Raw genomic sequence first — 16,827 nt, forward strand, 5'->3', positions numbered from 1 at the left:
CCGCCCCCCAACGGAATCCCTCCCGATTCAATCAATCGATGAACCGCTCTATTCGTAAGCCGACGGCCCGGTGTCGCGATAGGCCCACAGGTATTCGCGCGGCAACGAGACCGGCGCCTCGACACCAACCTGATGGCGCGAGGCAGTCCCGAGTTCGATCACCTCGAGCCGCGTGCCGAACAGCTCGATGCCGTAGGCCGTTTGCGTGCCCTGGTAGCGGCGGTCGAGGACCTTGGCGGGAAACGTGTTCGCGCCGTCCTGCCGCCCGATGGTGATGTTTTCCGGCCGCAGCGCCACGCGCACTTTTTCGTCCGGCGTCAGCCGGTGGAACAGCGCCACCTCGCCCCGCCGCCCCTCGCCGAAATCGACCGTGCCGAACTGGCCGTTGCGCGACACCAGCGTTCCCGCGAGCTCGTTGGTGGCACCCGTGAAATTGGCGACGAAGAGATCCGCCGGCCGGTTATAGATCGCGTCAGGCGTGTCCATCTGCAGCAGCTTGCCGTCGCGCATCACGCCGATGCGGTCGCCGAGCACGACGGCTTCCGCCTGGTCATGGGTGACATACAGCGCGGTCATCCCGGTCTGCTTGAAGATCACACGAAGATCGTCGCGCAACCGCAGGCGCAGCTTGGCATCGAGATTCGACAGGGGCTCGTCGAGCAGCAACAATTGCGGCCGGTAGACGATGCTGCGCGCCAGCGCCACGCGCTGCATCTGGCCGCCGGACAACGCGACCACCGGCCGTTCGGCGTATTCCGAGAGACCGACCAGCTTGAGCGCTTCGTCGACCTTAAGGCGGGCGTCATTGCGCGAAAACTTTCGGTGCTTGAGCGGATAGACCACGTTCTGCCGCACCGTCATGTGCGGCCACACCGCATAGGACTGAAACACCATCCCGAGCTCGCGCGCACGCGGCGGCACCAGAATCCCGCGTTCGGGCGACGAGACCACCCTGCCCGCGATGCTGATCTCGCCCGAGGTCGGATGCTCCAGCCCCGCGACGCAGCGCAGCGTCGTGGTCTTGCCGCAGCCGGAGGGGCCGAGCAGAACCACGATCTCGCCGGCCGGCACGGCGAAACTGACGCCGTCGATCGCCGGCCGGCCGATCGCGAACTGCTTGCGCAGGTCGGTGACTTCGAGGGTTGCCGTCATGAGCGATCCTTCTTCACACGCGCATCGCTCACTGCCGATAGCCGAAGGTCTTGTCCCACTCCGCCACCCAGGTCGCCTGAAGCTTCACATAGTCTTCGAACTTGGGGTACCAGACCTTGACGACCTTGGGGTCGAAGCCTTCCGGATAGGCCGGCGGCTCCTTCAAGGAAGTGAGATTTCCGAGCTCCTTGATCATGAAGGTCTGCCCTTCCTTCGACAGACACCAGTTCAGGAACAATTTTGCTGCGTTCGGATTGGCGGCGGTTTTCGGAATGCCGCTGGCATAGGGATTGACCGGCGCACCCTCCGGCGGGAAGAAAATCCCCACCGGCGCGCCGTCCTTTTTCTTCTGATAGATCACATTGTAGAGCAAGGGACCCATCGCCACTTCCCCGCGAACCAGCGAGTCCGCCATCGGCGCGCCCGACGGATACAGCACCGGGCGGGTCGCAGCCTGCTTCTTCCAGTAATCCTCGCCCAGCACCTGGCGCTCGAACATGATACGGGTCCAGGTGGTGCCGCCGGATTGCGCGAACACCTGCCCCGTCAGCTTGTTGTATTCGGGCTTGGTCAGATCCATCCAGCTTTTGGGGGGATCCTTCACCAGTTCGGTGTTGTAGGCGATCGACCACGCGATGGTGGCGCGCGGCCACAGCTTCTTGGAGATCAGCGCGTCGGGATTGTAGTCGGCCGCATTCGGCGGCGTATAATCCTGGAACATATCTTCCATCGGCAGCATCAACCCCCGGTCGGAATGATCTACGACGTCGGCGATCAGCTTGCCGGCTGCAGCTTCGGTCCTGACCCGGGTGATCAACTGGCCGCCAGGCGCGCGCACCATCTCGACCTTGATCTCGGGAAAGCGCTTGTTGAACTGCTTGATGACCAGTTGCTCGACCTCGGCGAAGTTCGCCGTGTAGAACACCAGCTTGCCTTCGGCCTTCGCGGCGGCGATCAATTCGGGCGGACCGAACTCCTGCGCCTGCACCGGAAAAGCGCCCGATATCAAGCCCAGAACGGCGGCGCCGGCGATGGCGACGGTTCTCGCGAAGATTTTTCTGTTCACAGCGTATCCTCCCTTTGTCTTCATTATCCGGTGCGGGCGACGCTGCCCTGCGCCGACCCCTGCGACAGCCAGTTGGCGCCGCCGATGAGAACGCCGAGCAAAATGGTTTGCACGATGCTGAAGGCCGCGGTTTTTCCGATATTGCCGCCCTCGTAGTAGTCCAGCAGCAGCACCGACATCACCATCGTGTTGCTGGTGTAGAGAAACAGCGACGAACCGAGTTCGCGGATCGCCAGCACGAACAGCAGCGTCATCGACGCGATCACGCCCGGCCGCGCCAGCGGCAGCACGATCGTCCGGATCGTCTCGAGCATGCCCTTGCCGCACACCCAGGCGGCTTCCTCGAGCTCGCGATGAATCTGCATGAACGAGGTCGACAGCGACTTGACCGTGTCAGGCATAAATCGCGCGATGAACGCCAGCGCCAAAATCCAGATCGTGCCGTAGAGGCCGCCGGGAATGCCGATCCAGGCCCAGAGGTAGGCGACGCCGACGACAAGGCCGGGGATGGCAACCGGGACCGTCGAGATCAGGTCGATCCAGAATCGGCCGGTGACTCGGGTGCGGTGAATGGTGTAGCCGATCGCAAAAGCCAGCGCGCCGCCGACAACCGCGGTGACCACACCGACCTCCACCGCATTGTAGATCGACCGCAACGTCAGCGGGTTGTCGAAAATGCTGTAGAAATGCATCAGCGAGTACTGCCGCATGTCGAACAGGCTCGCGGCGTCCCGGATGAACATGAACTTTCGGAACGCCGCAACGATCAGCGCCAGCGACGGCAGCACCACGACGATCAGCAAATAGACGATGCCGAGGCCGAAGGTGAACCAGCGCCAGCGCCCGAGGTCGAGACTGCGCGGACGAAACGCCTTGCCGGCGACGGTGGTGTAGCTGCGGCCGCTCAAGACCCTCTGCTGCAGGAATACAAGAAGGCCGGTGACGACCATCAGGATGATCGCGACCGCAGCGGCGGTGTTGTAGAGCGGCGGCGACCAGTTCGTGAGCTTGAAGATGTAGGTGGTCAGCACCGCAAGGTTGGTCGGCGCGCCGAGAACCGCCGGAATGCCGTAAATGCCGAGCATCACGATGAACGACAGCAGCATGCCCGAGACGATCGCCGGCATGATCAGGGGGAACGTCACCGTGAACAAGGTCGCGAACGCGCTGGCGCCGGAAATCTCGGCGGCCTCTTCCAGGCTCGGGTCCATGTTGCGCAGCGCCGACGCGGTGAACATGTAGACATAGGGCGCGTAGTAGATGCCGAACACGAACACCAGGCCCCACATCGAATAGAAATCGACGCGCCAGTCCAGCCCCACCCATTTGAACATGGTGTTGATCAGGCCGGTCTTCGGCGACCCCAGGATGGCCCATGCGACGCCGGCAACCAGCGGCGGCGCAAACAGCGGCAGGATGCTGGCGGCCGCGATAAACCCCTTGAACGGCGTATTGGTGCGGACGACGATCCAGGAGAACAGCAACCCGATCACCACGGCAATCAGCGTACCGCCGCCGCAGGCGATCATGGTATTTGCCAGCGCCTCGGCGACATTCGGGTTCGCCAGCACGGTCACGAAGTTCTTGACCGAGAGGTGGCTGAGCGAGATGCCTTCGACCACCGGATTGGTGTCGGTGAGCGCACCGAGCAGCAGCATCAGGATCGGATAGATGACGAGAAAGCCGAGAATCGCCAGCAGGAACGTGACCCACAAGCCGCCCCACGCACGCTGCCCCTCACTGACGCTACGCACGACTTCGCTGCGCCGGCTCGTCTGTCCGTTCAACGCGCTTCCCCCTCGGTGACCGTCTTTTTATGGAATTGCGATCACGATGCGCGGCAAGCCTAGTCGATTGCGACGCGCGCGGAAAGGTATCCGAGAGTCGGCGCGCGGATATGGCGCGGAGAGCACGTTTTCTCCGATGTGCCGCTGTTCCTTCGCATATGCATCATGCAGCGCTGTGTCTGTGGCTTGCAGCGCGTCCGTAGTACACGCCGCCATGGGCACGACCGCCCTTGGCGTAGAGAGCCCTGATTGGATGTCACTGGATACAACCGCTGAGCCGCCCGCCCCCGCGCCCATCGACGGCCTGCCCCCGGATCTCCGGCGCTGGGCGGTTGCGGCGATCTTTACCGCGCTGGCACTGGCCTCGCTGGATACGGCGATCGCCAACATTGCGCTGCCCGCCATTGCCGCCGATCTTCATGTCAGCCCGGCCGACGTGGTCTGGGTGGTCAACATCTACCAGATCGCGCTGGTCGCGACCTTGCTGCCGCTCGGCGCGCTCGGCGAAATCGTCGGCCATCAACGGATCTATATCGGCGGCCTGCTGCTGTTCACGCTGGCCTCGCTCGGCTGCGCCTTCGCATGGTCGCTGCCCAGCCTGACGGCGGCCCGGGCACTGCAGGGATTGGGCGCCAGCGGCATCATGAGCGTCAACGCGGCGCTGGTTCGCTTCGTCTATCCGACCCATATGCTCGGACGCGGCTTCGGCCACAACGCGCTGGTGGTCGGAACGGCTTTCACTTTGGGACCGACCATCGCCTCCGCGATCCTTTCGATCGGAACCTGGCCGTGGCTGTTCGCCATCAATATTCCCTTTGGCGTGATCGCGATCTGGATCGGCCTGAAGACCTTGCCGAAAACGCCGCGGGCGAAGCACGCGTTCGATTTCACGAGCGCGGCGCTGACCGCGAGCTGCCTCGGTCTCTTTATTGTCGGCATCGGCAGTGCGGCCCATCAGGCCCCTCCGGCGCTGGTCGGACTGGAGCTTGGCGCGGCCTTGCTGCTCGGCTGGATCATGACCCGCCGGGACGCCGCCCACCCGGCGCCGATGCTGCCGATCGACCTGTTCCGGCGGCCGATGTTCGCACTGTCGGCGGCCACCTCGGTGTGCTCCTTCGCGGTGCAGGGACTGGCGTTCGTGTCGCTGCCCTTCTACTTCGAGGACGTGCTGCACCGGTCGCAGGTCGAGACCGGCTTCTTCATGACACCCTGGCCGCTGGTCGTGGCGATCATGGCGCCGATCGGAGGCCGGCTCTCCGACCGTTATCCGGTCGGCATCCTCGGCGGCATCGGCCTGGTGCTGCTGGGCATCGGCATGGCGCTGCTGGCGACGCTGCCGCCGGACCCAGGCACGGCCAACATCGTCTGGCGCACGGTGATTTGCGGGATCGGCTTCGGATTCTTCCAGACGCCCAATTTGCGGGCACTGATGTCGAGCGCGCCGCCGCATCGCAGTGGCAGCGCCAGCAGCATCGTCGCGACCGCCCGCCTGACCGGACAGACGCTCGGCGCGGCGCTTGCCGCCTTGTGCTTTGGCCTTGCCGGCCATGATGGCGCGACGCTTGCATTGGCACTCGGCGCCGGCTTTGCTGCGCTCGGCAGCGTGATGAGCTTCCTTCGGCTGACTGTGGGTACTCCGCGCAATACATGACTGTCATCGCCCGGCGGCGATCGGGTCGATGGATTTGGAGGACGAGTTGCGACTACTCAGTATGCTGGCCGGCGCGTGTCTCCTGCTGTTTCCGGCCGCCCTTCAGGCCCAGACCGTCTGGGACATGCCAACAGAATATCCGCCAAACGCGATGCCGGGCGTTGGCCTGACGGCCTTCACAAAACACGTCGCCGAATCCAGCGCAGGCAAACTCGAGATCAGGCCGAGCTTTGACGCCAAGGCCGGCATCAAATCGGCCGGCATGCTCGCCGCGATCGCCGACGGCCGGGTGCCCGCCGGCGATGCCTTTGCCGGCGCGCTGGAAGCCGAAGACCCGATCTTTGCGCTGCCTTCGCTGCCCTTTCTGGTAACGTCGACCGCCGACGCCAAACGCCTTGCCGAGATCGCGCGGCCGCATCTGGCGACGGCGCTGCAGAAGAAGGGCCTGCGGCTGCTTTATCTGACGCCGTGGCCGCCTTCAGGCATCTGGTCGAAGAAACCGCTGACGTCGCCGCCCGACCTCGCCGCGCTCTCCATTCGCACCTATGACAAGACCTCAAGCGAAGTATTCCTGAGCGTCGGCGCCAAGGCCGCATCGATCAGTTTCGCGGACACGATGCCGAAACTGGTCGACGGCAGCATCAACGCGGTGTTGTCGTCGGGAGACGGCGGCGCCGGCCGCAAGCTTTGGGAGTATCTGCCCTGTTTCAGCGAAATCACCTATTCGCTGCCGCTTTCGATCGCGAGCGTCAATCAGGCGGCCTATGACGGTTTGAGTCCGGACACGCGCGCCGCGGTCGATGCCGCCAGCCGTCACACCGAGAGCGAATTGTGGCGCGCGCTGTCGACCCGGCTGGAAGAGAACTATCAGCGTATGCGCCAGAACGGCGTCGCGATCGATTCAAATCCCGAGCCGTCGATCGTTGCAGCGCTGCGAACGGGGGCGGCGGCGGCGCAGCGCGCCTGGTGCACCCGCTCGGGGCCCGTCTGCGCCGAGATTCTTGACGCCTTCAAAGCCGGCAAACCATAGCGCGCCAGCCGGTCGGTGCTGGACGGACATGACAGCCATGCCGGCGCACATGCCATGCAACACCGGCGGGCCGGCTTTCATCCTGAGCGCTAACGCATTTTCTTGATTTGAACTATTCCAGATCGCAGGCCATCTTGCCGCCCGCAGCTCTCTCGGTGGATTGAGCGAACAGGGGATACGCGATGGCAAATCTCACGATCAACGGCAAATCAATCAGCGTGGACGTCGAAGACGACACCCCGCTCCTTTGGGCAATCCGGGAGAACGTCGGACTGACCGGAACCAAATATGGATGCGGCATCGCACAATGCGGCGCCTGCACCGTGCATGTCGACGGGGTCGCGATGCGCTCCTGCGGCGTCACGGTCAGCGAAGCCGCCGGCAAACAGATCACCACCATCGAGGGGCTCGCCAGCAATGGCGCCCTGCACAAGGTGCAGCAGGCCTGGGTGGCCAACGACGTGCCGCAATGCGGCTATTGCCAGAGCGGCATGATCATGGCGGTCGCCGCCCTTCTCAAGGAGAAGCCGAAGCCGACCGACCAGGACATCAACGAGGCCATCACCAATATCTGTCGTTGCGGGACCTTCCAACAGGTCCGCGAGGCAATCCACGCCGCAGCGAACGCCTGAGGAAGACGCCATGAACAAGCACGTCATGCCCAAGCTCACCCGCCGCGGTTTCGTGATCGGCACCGCTGCGACCGGCGCCGGTCTGGCCATCGGCCTCGATCTTCCCTTTGGCGGTCCGACCGTGGTCCGCGCCGCCGACGGCTCGCCCGAGGTCAATGTCTGGGTGGTGATCCGCCCCGACAACACTACCGTTGTTCGTATCGCCCGCTCGGAAATGGGTCAGGGCACCCTCACCGGCCTCGCCCAACTCGTCGCCGAAGAGCTCGAATGCGACTGGTCAAAGGTCGTCACCGAGTATCCGACTCCCGGACAAAGTGTCGCACGCAAGCGCGCCTGGGGCGATTTCTCGACCGGCGGCAGCCGCGGCATTCGCACCAGCCAGGAGTATGTCCGCAAGGGCGGCGCCACGGCGCGCGTGATGCTGATCCAGGCGGCCGCCAACGAATGGAAGGTGCCGGCCTCGGAATGCACCGCCGCCAACAGCGTCATCACTCACACGCCATCGGGCAAGACCACGACCTACGGCAAGGTGGTGGAGGCCGCGGCGAAGCTCGAGCCGCCGGCGGACGTCAAGCTGAAGGATCCCAAGGACTGGAAGATCATCGGCAAGGGCGTCAAGCGGCTCGACACCGTCGACAAGACGACGGGAGCGATGATCTACGGCGCCGACGTCAAGCTGCCCGGCATGCTCAACGCCGCGATCAAGGATTGCCCGGTGTTCGGCGGTAAGCTGAAGAGCTATGACGCAGCCAAGGTCATGGCGATGAAAGGCGTCAAGAAGGTCGTGCGCGTCAGCGACAGCAGCGTTGCCGTCGTCGCCGACACCTGGTGGCACGCCAAGACCGCGCTCGATGCGCTGCCGATCGTCTGGGATGAAGGCGAGAACGCCAAGGTCTCCAGCGAGTCGATCGCCAAATGGCTGGCCGAAGGTCTCGACAACGCCCAGCCGGCCTATGTCGGCAACCAGAACGGGGACGCCAAGGCCGCGATTGCCTCTGCCGCCAAGAAAGTCGAAGCGGTCTACAATTATCCCTACCAGAACCACGCCCCGATGGAGCCGATGAACGCGACGGCGCTCTATACATCAGACAAATGCGAGGTCTGGTGCGGCACGCAGAACGGCGAAGCGGCGTTTGCCGCCACCATGGAAGCGTCAGGCCTGCCGGCCGAAAAATGCGAAGTGCACAAGCAGATTTTGGGCGGCGGCTTCGGCCGGCGCGGCATGACGGATTATGTCCGACAGGCCGTTCTCATCGCCAAGGAGATGCCGGGCACGCCGGTCAAGCTGCTGTGGTCGCGCGAAGAGGACATGGCGCAAGGCAAGTTTCATCCGGTCACGCAATGCAAATTGACCGGCGCCTTCGATGCCGACAACAATCTCACGGCGCTGCACGTGCGATTGTCCGGCCAGTCGATCCTGTTCTCGGTGCGTCCGGCGGCGCTGGTGAACGGCATGGATCCGGCTGCGTTTCAGGGATTGAGTCCGTCCGGCGACGCCGCGATCGGCTATTCCGTGCCGAACCTGCTGGTCGAGCATTCGATGCGCAACCCCCACGTTCCGCCGGGCTTCTGGCGCGGCGTCAACGTCAACCAGAATGCGATCTATATGGAATGCTTCATGGACGAACTGGCGCAGTCGGTCGGCCAGGATCCGGTGGAATTCCGCCGCAAGCTGATGAGCAAGCATCCGAAGCATCTTGCCGTGCTCAATGCCGTGGCCGAGAAGATCGGCTGGGGCAAGCCGCCGCCGCAAGGCATCTATCGCGGCATTGCGCAGGTGATGGGCTACGGCAGCTATGTCGCGGGCGCCGCGGAAATCTCCGTCACCGAAGGCAACAAGATCAAGGTGCATCGCATCGTCGCCTCGACCGATCCGGGTTATGTCGTCAATCCGGCGCAGGTCGAGCGGCAGATCGCGGGCTCCTTCGTCTATGGTCTGTCCGCTCTGTTCTACGGCGGCTGCACGGTGAAGGACGGCAAGATCGAGCAGACCAATTTCGACACCTACAACTCGATGCGCATCGCCGAGATGCCGAAGGTGGAATGCGTCATGGTGCCGAGCGGCGGCTTCTGGGGCGGCGTCGGCGAGCCGACCATCGGGGTTGCCGCACCCGCGGTGCTCAACGCCTACTTTGCCGCCACCGGCAAACGCATCCGTTCGATCCCGTTGCGGGACCAGAACATCACGTTCGCCTGACAACAACGGACGGCGGCCTCACCTCGAGGCCGCCGCTCTCTTATCGCGAGGTCAGCTAAATGAAAACGCTGCGTACCGTTACCGCGGTTGCGACGGTCATGGCGTCCAGCCTGCCGGTGCTTGCGGCTTCCGAGCCGCCGCCCGGCGCAGCATCCTGCTCCGGCTGCCATTCCGCGAGAGCAACGGACTCATCCATCCCGCGGCTGTACGGCCGCAGCGCTAATGAGGTCATGACCGCGATGACCGGATTTCGCGACGGCTCACTTCCCGCCACGGTCATGAACCGCATCGCCAAGGGCTTCTCCGACGACGAACTGCGCGCAATTGCGACGTGGCTCGCGGCACAAAAATGAGGAGCGCAGCATGAGCCGACGTATCAGCCGCCGGGAGTTCTGTGGCGCGGGCGTAGCCATGACGGCACTGGCGTTTCCGCTGCCAGCCTTCGCCCAGGCGGCCGCGCGTGTGGTCGTGATCGGCGGCGGCTTTGGCGGCGCGAGCTGTGCACGGACGCTAAAAGCGATCGAACCGAAACTGCAAGTCACGCTGGTCGAGCCGAACAAGACCTTCACCGCCTGCCCGTTCAGCAACACTGTCATCGCCGGCCTTCGTTCGATCGAGGCGCAACAATTCGGCTACGACAAGATCGCAGCCGGTGGCGTGACCGTGGTGGCGCAGGCAGCAACGGCGATCGACGCGAGGGCGCGGACCGTCGGCCTCGCCGACGGCACGTCGCTAACCTACGACCGGCTGGTGCTGTCTCCCGGAATCGATCTGCGTTTCGACGCGCTGCAGGGCTACGACGAAGCCGCAGCTGCGAAGATGCCGCACGCCTGGAAAGCCGGCGAGCAGACGCTGCTGCTGCGCAATCAATTGGAGGCCATGGACGATGGCGGCCTGGTGGTGATCGCCGTTCCTGCCAATCCCTTCCGTTGCCCGCCGGGACCTTACGAGCGCGCCTGCCTGATTGCGCATTATCTGAAGACCAAAAAGCCCCGCTCGAAGCTGCTCATCCTCGACGCCAAGGAGACCTTTTCCAAACAACGCCTGTTCCAGAACGCCTGGAAGGAGCTCTATCCGGGAATGATCGAATGGGTATCGCTGTCGCAGGGCGGCAAAGTGAACGCCGTCAATCCTGCGACCAACACGCTGATCACCGATTTCGGCGACCACACCGCTCACGTGGCCAACGTCATTCCGCCGCAGCGGGCCGGCCGCATCGCGACGATCGCCGGCGCGACCGACAACACAGGCTGGTGCGCGATCGATCCGGTCACCTTCGAATCCAAATCGGCGCCCAACATCCATGTCATCGGCGACGCCTGCCTCGCCGGCGCCATGCCCAAATCGGCATTCTCGGCGAATTCACAGGCCAAGACCTGCGCACGCGCGATTGCCACGCTGTTGTCAGGCGGATCGCCCGCCGCACCAAAACTGATCAATACCTGCTACAGTCTGGCAGCACCCGACTATGGGATTTCGGTTGCCGGCGTCTACCAGCCGAAGAACGGGCTGCTGGCCGACGTCGAGGGCGCCGGCGGGGTCAGCCCGGCGGATGCGTCACGCGAGTTCCGCGCGCGCGAGGCCGACTATGCGCAATCCTGGTTTTCGACCGTGACGGCGGAAGTCTTTGGCTAATCGCACGCATCGCATCTGGGGCCCGGTCCTTGCCGGGGCCCTGTTCGCCCTGCCCGGTTTCGCGACCGCGGAAGACCTGAGCAGTTATGCCGTCATCGACGGTGCCATTCCGCGGTCGCTGACGGGCATGGCCGGCGATGCGGCGCGCGGCCGCGCGCTCGTCGTCGAACGTTCCAGCACTTGCATCCTCTGCCACAGCGGCCCATTTCCCGAACAGAAATTCCAGGGCGACCTCGCGCCTGACCTTTCCGGTTCCGGCAGCCGTTCGTCCGAGGGCCAGCTCCGGCTGCGGCTGGTGGACGCGTCCCGTCTCAATCCCCCGACCATCATGCCGTCTTATTATCGCGTCGACGGCCTCGACCGCGTCGGGACGCCATGGCGCGGCAAGCCGATCCTGTCGGCGGAACAGATCGAGGATATCGTGGCGTATCTTGTGACGCTGCGCGAATAGGACGACATGATGCAGCAACCGCCCCAATCCTCACGCCGCCAGTTCCTCGGCCTCGCCGGTAGCACGGCCGTGCTCGGCGCCATCCCGGTCGTGACCGTTCGCCCCGCCGAGGCGACGCCCGCGATGCTCGTCTCCGCGATCCGGAGCGTCACCGGCGGCGCGGCGGTGCGGACCGGAAAGGTCAAGGTCGACATCCCGCCGCTGGTCGAGAACGGCAACACCGTTCCGATGACGGTCAGCGTCAACCACCCGATGGCCCCGGAAGATCACGTCCGCAGCATCCACGTCTTCAACGAAAAGAACCCGCAAGCCAACATCGCCAATTTCCATCTCGGCCCGCATAACGGCCGCGCGCAGATCTCGACCCGCATTCGCCTCGCCGACAGCCAGCAGATCGTCGCGATCGCAAAGCTTTCGGACGGGTCGTTCTGGTCGGCCAGCGTCGATGTCGTGGTGACGCTCGCGGCCTGCACCGAGGATGTGATCTGATGGCCGCCGCACTGATCAACGTTCCGGCGAAAGCCAAGCGCGGCGATATTATCGAGATCAAGACGCTGATGTCGCATGTCATGGAAACCGGCTATCGCCATATGGCTTCAGGCGAACTCGTTCCGCGTGACATCATCACAAGCTTTACGTGCCGCTTCAACGGATCGGAGATTTTCCGCGCCGACCTGTTTCCAGCCATCTCCGCCAACCCCTTCATCACCTTCTTCACGACGGCGACCGAGAGCGGCAAGTTCGAGTTTGAATGGACCGGCGACCACGGGTTTTCCGAAACTGCATCCGCTTCGATCACAGTCGAATGAGATTCGTAGGCGCCATAGCCGTCGCGCTGCTGATCGCGGTCCCGGCAATGGCCGCCGAAATCCCGCCTGCCGAACGCCGCTCCGGCTACGACTTCATGAAGCCGGACACCAAGGCGATGCAGGATGAGGATACCGCCAACCCGGGGATGCTCTGGGTGCTTGAGGGCGAAAGCGTATGGAAGCGCAAGGTGGGCTCCGCCGGCAAGGCCTGCGCCGATTGCCACGACGATCCCCGCACCAGCATGAAGGGCGTGGCCGCGCGCTACCCCGCCTTCGACAAGACAGCCGGCCGCCCGATCGACCTGGAGCAGCGCATCAATTCGTGCCGGACCAACCAGCAGCAGGCGACGCCATTGCCTTTCGAGAGCCGCGATTTGCTGGCGCTCACGGCCTTTGTCGCGCGACAGTCGCGAGGCGAAAAGATCGAAAGCAGCACCGACCCGCAACTGGCGCCGTTCATCGAAAAGGGCCGCCAGCACTATGTGCGACGGCAAGGGCAGCTCAATCTCGGCTGCACCAACTGCCATGACGATAATTGGGACAAAAAGCTCGCCGGCTCTGCGATCACGCAGGGACACCCGACCGGTTACCCGCTCTACCGGCTGGAATGGCAATCGCTGGGCTCGCTGCAACGGCGCCTGCGCGCCTGTATGTCAGGCATCCGGGCACAGGCCTATGACTACGGCGCGCCGGAGCTGGTCGAACTGGAATTGTATCTAATGTCGCGGGCGCGCGGCATGAGAATGGAAGCGCCGGCGGTGCGGCCTTAGGGCGGTGCGAAGGATGGGTTGAGCTCTTCGCGAAACCCATCATCCTTCCGCACATGTGATTGATGGGTTTCGCGAAGAGCTCAACCCATCCTACCTTATCGCGATTTGAGCGACTACCGCTCCGCGAACGCCTTCTCGACCACGAACTGCGCCGGCTCGCCGTGATTGCCTTCGACGAATCCCTTGCCGCCCAGCAGCGCACGCGTGTCCGTCACCAGCGCCGGGCTGCCGCAGATCATGACGCGGTCATGGACGGGGTCGAGCGAGGCGAGGCCAATATCAGCGAACAGTTTTCCTGAGTTGATCAGGTCGGTGATACGGCCGCGGTTGCGGAAGGGGTCGCGGGTCACGGTCGGGTAATAGACCAGCTGGTTGCGGATATATTCACCGATCAGCTCGTCGTTCGGCAGCTTCTCGGTGATCATCTCGCCATAAGCGAGTTCCTTGACGCGGCGGCAGCCGTGCAGCAGCACCACCTTCTCGAACCGCTCATAGGTCTCGGGATCCTTGATCACGGAAAGAAACGGGGCCAGGCCCGTGCCGGTGCCGATCAGATAGAGGTTGCGGCCGTTCTCAAGGTTATCGATGACCAGCGTGCCGGTGGCCTTGCGGCTGACGATGATCTCGTCGCCCTGCTTGAGGTGCTGGAGCCGCGAGGTCAGCGGGCCGTCCGGCACCTTGATCGAGAAGAACTCGAGCCGGTCCTCGTAATTGGCGCTGGCGACCGAGTAGGCGCGGAGCAGCGGCCTCTCGCCGACCTTGAGCCCGATCATGGTGAATTCGCCATTGCGGAAACGGAACGAGGGATCGCGCGTGGTGGTGAAGCTGAACAGCGTATCGGTCCAGTGATGGACGCTCAGCACGCTTTCCTGGTTGAAATTGCTCATCGCACCGTTCCCAGGCCGATTGACCGGCCGCATCATTCGTATACGATCGTTCGTATACGAATGAATAATCCAGCTTGATCCGATCGTCAAGCCGGGCAGAATGTCCGCCGAAGGCATTGAACCAAAAGGAAAAACCATGGCCCACGACGCACCCCAGGCGACCGGTCCCAGCAAGCTGGTGATCCGCAATATCGGGCTGCTGCTGTCGGGGGCGCTGGAGAAGCCGATCCTGGACGGGGACACGATCGTGGCCGAAAACGGCAAGATCACCGCGATCGGCCGCTTCAAGGACGTCGACACCGAGGGTGCCACCACGATCGTCGATGCCAACGGCACCACCGTCGCCCCGGGCCTGATCGACAGCCACGTCCACCCGGTCGCCGGCGACTGGACGCCCCGGCAGAACCAGACCAACTGGATCGACAGCTATCTGCACGGCGGGGTCACCACCATGATCTCGGCCGGCGAGGTTCACATGCCCGGCCGCCCCCGCGATGTCGTCGGGTTGAAGGCGATGGCGATCTTTGCGCAGCGCGCGTTCTGGACCCTGCGGCCTGGCGGCGTGAAGGTTCATGCTGGCGCGCCGGTCATCGAGTGCGAGATGGTCGAGGACGACTTCAAGGAATTGGCCGCGGCCGGCGTCAAACTGCTCGGCGAAGTCGGCCTCGGCGGCGTCAAGGACGGGCCGACGGCACGGAAAATGGTCGGATGGGCGCGCAAGTATGGCATCCAGAGCACGATCCACACCGGCGGCCCCTCCATTCCCGGCTCCGGCCTGATCGACAAGGACGTGGTGCTGGAAGCCGACACCGACGTGGTCGGCCATATCAATGGTGGCCACACCGCCCTGCCCGACGACCAGATCCGCTGTATCTGCGAGGGTTGCAAGCGTGGGCTGGAACTGGTTCACAACGGCAATGAGCGCTCGGCGCTGTTCACGCTGCGCATCGCGCGCGAGATGGGCGACCTCAACCGTGTCATCCTCGGCACCGACGCGCCGGCCGGCTCCGGCGTGCAGCCGCTCGGTATCTTGCGGATGGTGTCGATGCTGTCCTCGCTTGGCGACCTGCCCGCCGAACTCGCGTTCTGCCTGGCAACCGGCAATACTGCGCGCATGCGCGAGCTCGATTGCGGCATCATCGAAGTCGGCCGCTCCGCTGATTTCGTCCTGATGGACATGGCCCAGCACTCGCCCGGCAAGAACATCCTCGAAAGCGTTCAGCTCGGCGACCTGCCCGGCATCGGCATGACCATCATCGACGGCATCATCCGCACCCAACGCAGCCGCAACACCCCGCCGGCGGGCAGGGTTCCAGAGATCGTTAGCGGGCATTAATGCCCTTCACGCATCACGAATGCGTGCGTGCAGATGTGAAAGTCGCATCAAGCCTCGAAAGCGGTGAACAAATCGGCGGTGATCGCGACGAATGCGGGCAGGCCTGATGGACACCTGCTCTCACCACCGAGGAACATTTGAAGAATTCGCTGCAAGTCGCCGGCGGGGTCGTCGGCGCTGTCATAGGCTTTGTCGCAACGTTGCTGCTGCTGGAACTGGTTGGCTTCGGAAACCCGGCCGATCCGATCATGTCCGGCATGCTGGCGCTATTGGTATTCGCGCCATGCGGCGCCATCGCGGGCCTCTTGCTCGGCACGGCGCTCGCGAGGCGGCGGGGCGGCGGGAAAAACAGCGATGGGCTGTTCCGCAGCAGCATGAAGGCATCGGCCGTTCTGATTGGGCTCTGCGCCGCAGCCGGCGCCTCCTATTATGTCTACGCCGTCACGACGGCAACGCCCTGGCTCAATCCGAACGCCCCCAACCCGCTTCTCGTCTTTGAAGTTCGCCTCCCGGCGGGATCTACATTGCCGGGCTCCGCCCGTGACATAACGGCCGAGCTTCAGACCGACCTGAACACCATGCCGGGCGAGATGCAGCCCGACCAGTTCCGCCGCGATGGCGAAAGTCCGGTCGTTGCCGGCTATGTCGAACTCGCGTTTCGCACCGCGTATCGGCGGTTGGAGATCAAGATCAAGGGCCAGCCCGACCGGCTCTACCTCATCGGCCTTTCAGACAAGGCGCCGCATGCTGCGGAATTCGGGTCATGGCAGGCCAATGCCGATGGCAGCGAAATCCGCTATCGCGCCCGATGGCCGGGGCGAAGCTGACGATGGAACCGGGTCGCCACTGCGACCTCCGTTCTACTTTGCATGGGGTTGTTTTCGATATTTTGAGTCCGGACCCTGCGATGAACGCCCAACAGTCATCTTCACCGGTCCGCCGCCATCTCTTCTGTGGCCCGCTCACCGCAGCCGGTCGAGCAGCGCCATCAATGTCTCGCGCTCCTTCGCATCGAGCGGCGCCAGCGTCTCCCGCGAGATTGCTAGCGCGTTCGGTGCAGACTTTTCGGCCAGTTGCTGGCCGGCGCGCGTCAGGCTCACCAACAGGCGGCGGCCGTCCTCAGGGTCCGGGCTGGTCTCGGTCAGCCCGCGCGCGGTCAGGCGATCGATCACGCCCTTGATGGTGGCGACGTCCATCGCCGTCAGCCGGCCGAGCAGGTTTTGTGAGCACGGCCCGGTCTCGTTCAGTTTGGCGAGCGCCGCCCATTGCGTCGGCGTCAGGTTGATGCCGATGCCCTGGGCGAAGATGGTGGCATGGCGCTGCGAGACCTGGCGCAGGATGAAGCCGATCTGTTCATCGAGAATGTACGACGGTCGCGCCGGCTTGATGGCTCGTTTTGGCGAAACACCCTTGGCCATCTACGC

17 protein-coding genes are annotated in these 16,827 nt (G+C 64.0%); 12 read left to right on the forward strand and 5 right to left on the reverse strand.

Annotated features, from left to right (window positions below):
• Positions 1-48: 48 nt before the first annotated feature.
• The 3 genes from QUH67_RS26820 to QUH67_RS26830 are packed head-to-tail and all read right to left on the reverse strand — an operon-like array spanning position 49 to position 4,005.
• A complete protein-coding gene (locus tag QUH67_RS26820; protein WP_300942395.1) occupies positions 49-1,152 on the reverse strand; it encodes an ABC transporter ATP-binding protein in 1,104 nt (367 codons plus the stop codon).
• Between the two features lie 28 nt (positions 1,153-1,180).
• Positions 1,181-2,218, reverse strand: coding sequence for an ABC transporter substrate-binding protein (locus QUH67_RS26825; RefSeq protein WP_300942396.1), 1,038 nt, complete (start codon positions 2,216-2,218; stop codon positions 1,181-1,183).
• A 23-nt stretch (positions 2,219-2,241) separates the two neighbouring features.
• A complete protein-coding gene (locus QUH67_RS26830) occupies positions 2,242-4,005 on the reverse strand; it encodes an ABC transporter permease (RefSeq protein ID WP_300942398.1) in 1,764 nt (587 codons plus the stop codon).
• A gap of 253 nt (positions 4,006-4,258) precedes the next feature.
• On the opposite strand from QUH67_RS26830, the gene QUH67_RS26835 reads away from it, so the two are divergent.
• The 10 genes from QUH67_RS26835 (at position 4,259) to soxA (ending at position 13,180) form a co-directional block, all read left to right on the forward strand.
• On the forward strand, positions 4,259-5,656 hold the full coding sequence (locus QUH67_RS26835; RefSeq protein WP_300942399.1) for an MFS transporter: 1,398 nt from the start codon (positions 4,259-4,261) through the stop codon (positions 5,654-5,656).
• A gap of 46 nt (positions 5,657-5,702) precedes the next feature.
• Entirely contained in the window at positions 5,703-6,686 is a 984-nt protein-coding gene (locus QUH67_RS26840) for a TRAP transporter substrate-binding protein (RefSeq protein WP_300942400.1), read from the forward strand.
• A 182-nt stretch (positions 6,687-6,868) separates the two neighbouring features.
• On the forward strand, positions 6,869-7,318 hold the full coding sequence (locus QUH67_RS26845) for a (2Fe-2S)-binding protein (protein ID WP_300942401.1): 450 nt from the start codon (positions 6,869-6,871) through the stop codon (positions 7,316-7,318).
• 10 nt (positions 7,319-7,328) lie between these two features.
• Positions 7,329-9,515, forward strand: a complete 2,187-nt coding sequence (locus QUH67_RS26850) for a xanthine dehydrogenase family protein molybdopterin-binding subunit (protein WP_300942402.1) — start codon at positions 7,329-7,331, stop codon at positions 9,513-9,515.
• A gap of 59 nt (positions 9,516-9,574) precedes the next feature.
• A complete protein-coding gene (locus QUH67_RS26855; RefSeq protein WP_300942403.1) occupies positions 9,575-9,868 on the forward strand; it encodes a c-type cytochrome in 294 nt (97 codons plus the stop codon).
• 10 nt (positions 9,869-9,878) lie between these two features.
• Positions 9,879-11,150, forward strand: a complete 1,272-nt coding sequence (locus QUH67_RS26860; protein WP_300942404.1) for an NAD(P)/FAD-dependent oxidoreductase — start codon at positions 9,879-9,881, stop codon at positions 11,148-11,150.
• Positions 11,143-11,601, forward strand: coding sequence for a sulfur oxidation c-type cytochrome SoxX (gene soxX / locus QUH67_RS26865; protein WP_300942406.1), 459 nt, complete (start codon positions 11,143-11,145; stop codon positions 11,599-11,601). The genes QUH67_RS26860 and soxX overlap by 8 nt, the downstream gene beginning before the upstream one ends.
• Before the next feature lie 9 nt (positions 11,602-11,610).
• Entirely contained in the window at positions 11,611-12,090 is a 480-nt protein-coding gene (locus tag QUH67_RS26870; RefSeq protein WP_300942407.1) for a SoxY-related AACIE arm protein, read from the forward strand.
• A complete protein-coding gene (gene soxZ / locus QUH67_RS26875; protein ID WP_300942408.1) occupies positions 12,090-12,410 on the forward strand; it encodes a thiosulfate oxidation carrier complex protein SoxZ in 321 nt (106 codons plus the stop codon). The genes QUH67_RS26870 and soxZ overlap by 1 nt, the downstream gene beginning before the upstream one ends.
• Positions 12,407-13,180 carry a sulfur oxidation c-type cytochrome SoxA gene (soxA, locus tag QUH67_RS26880; RefSeq protein ID WP_300942409.1) on the forward strand — a complete coding sequence of 258 codons (774 nt, stop codon included), beginning with the start codon at positions 12,407-12,409 and terminating at the stop codon, positions 13,178-13,180. Before soxZ ends, soxA begins: the two co-directional genes overlap by 4 nt.
• A gap of 113 nt (positions 13,181-13,293) precedes the next feature.
• Here soxA and QUH67_RS26885 read toward each other — a convergent pair whose 3' ends face one another.
• A complete protein-coding gene (locus tag QUH67_RS26885) occupies positions 13,294-14,067 on the reverse strand; it encodes a ferredoxin--NADP reductase (protein ID WP_300942410.1) in 774 nt (257 codons plus the stop codon).
• Positions 14,068-14,203: 136 nt separating this feature from the next.
• On the opposite strand from QUH67_RS26885, the gene QUH67_RS26890 reads away from it, so the two are divergent.
• Positions 14,204-15,403, forward strand: a complete 1,200-nt coding sequence (locus QUH67_RS26890; RefSeq protein ID WP_300942412.1) for an amidohydrolase family protein — start codon at positions 14,204-14,206, stop codon at positions 15,401-15,403.
• Positions 15,404-15,540: 137 nt separating this feature from the next.
• Positions 15,541-16,230: a hypothetical protein gene (locus QUH67_RS26895; RefSeq protein ID WP_300942413.1), complete on the forward strand. Its 690-nt coding sequence runs from the start codon at positions 15,541-15,543 to the stop codon at positions 16,228-16,230.
• A gap of 135 nt (positions 16,231-16,365) precedes the next feature.
• Here QUH67_RS26895 and QUH67_RS26900 read toward each other — a convergent pair whose 3' ends face one another.
• Complete coding sequence (locus QUH67_RS26900; protein ID WP_300942414.1) at positions 16,366-16,821, reverse strand: MarR family winged helix-turn-helix transcriptional regulator; 456 nt, start codon at positions 16,819-16,821, stop codon at positions 16,366-16,368.
• Positions 16,822-16,827: the final 6 nt, after the last annotated feature.

The organism is Bradyrhizobium roseum, from assembly GCF_030413175.1.
GTDB classification, from domain to species: domain Bacteria; phylum Pseudomonadota; class Alphaproteobacteria; order Rhizobiales; family Xanthobacteraceae; genus Bradyrhizobium; species Bradyrhizobium roseum.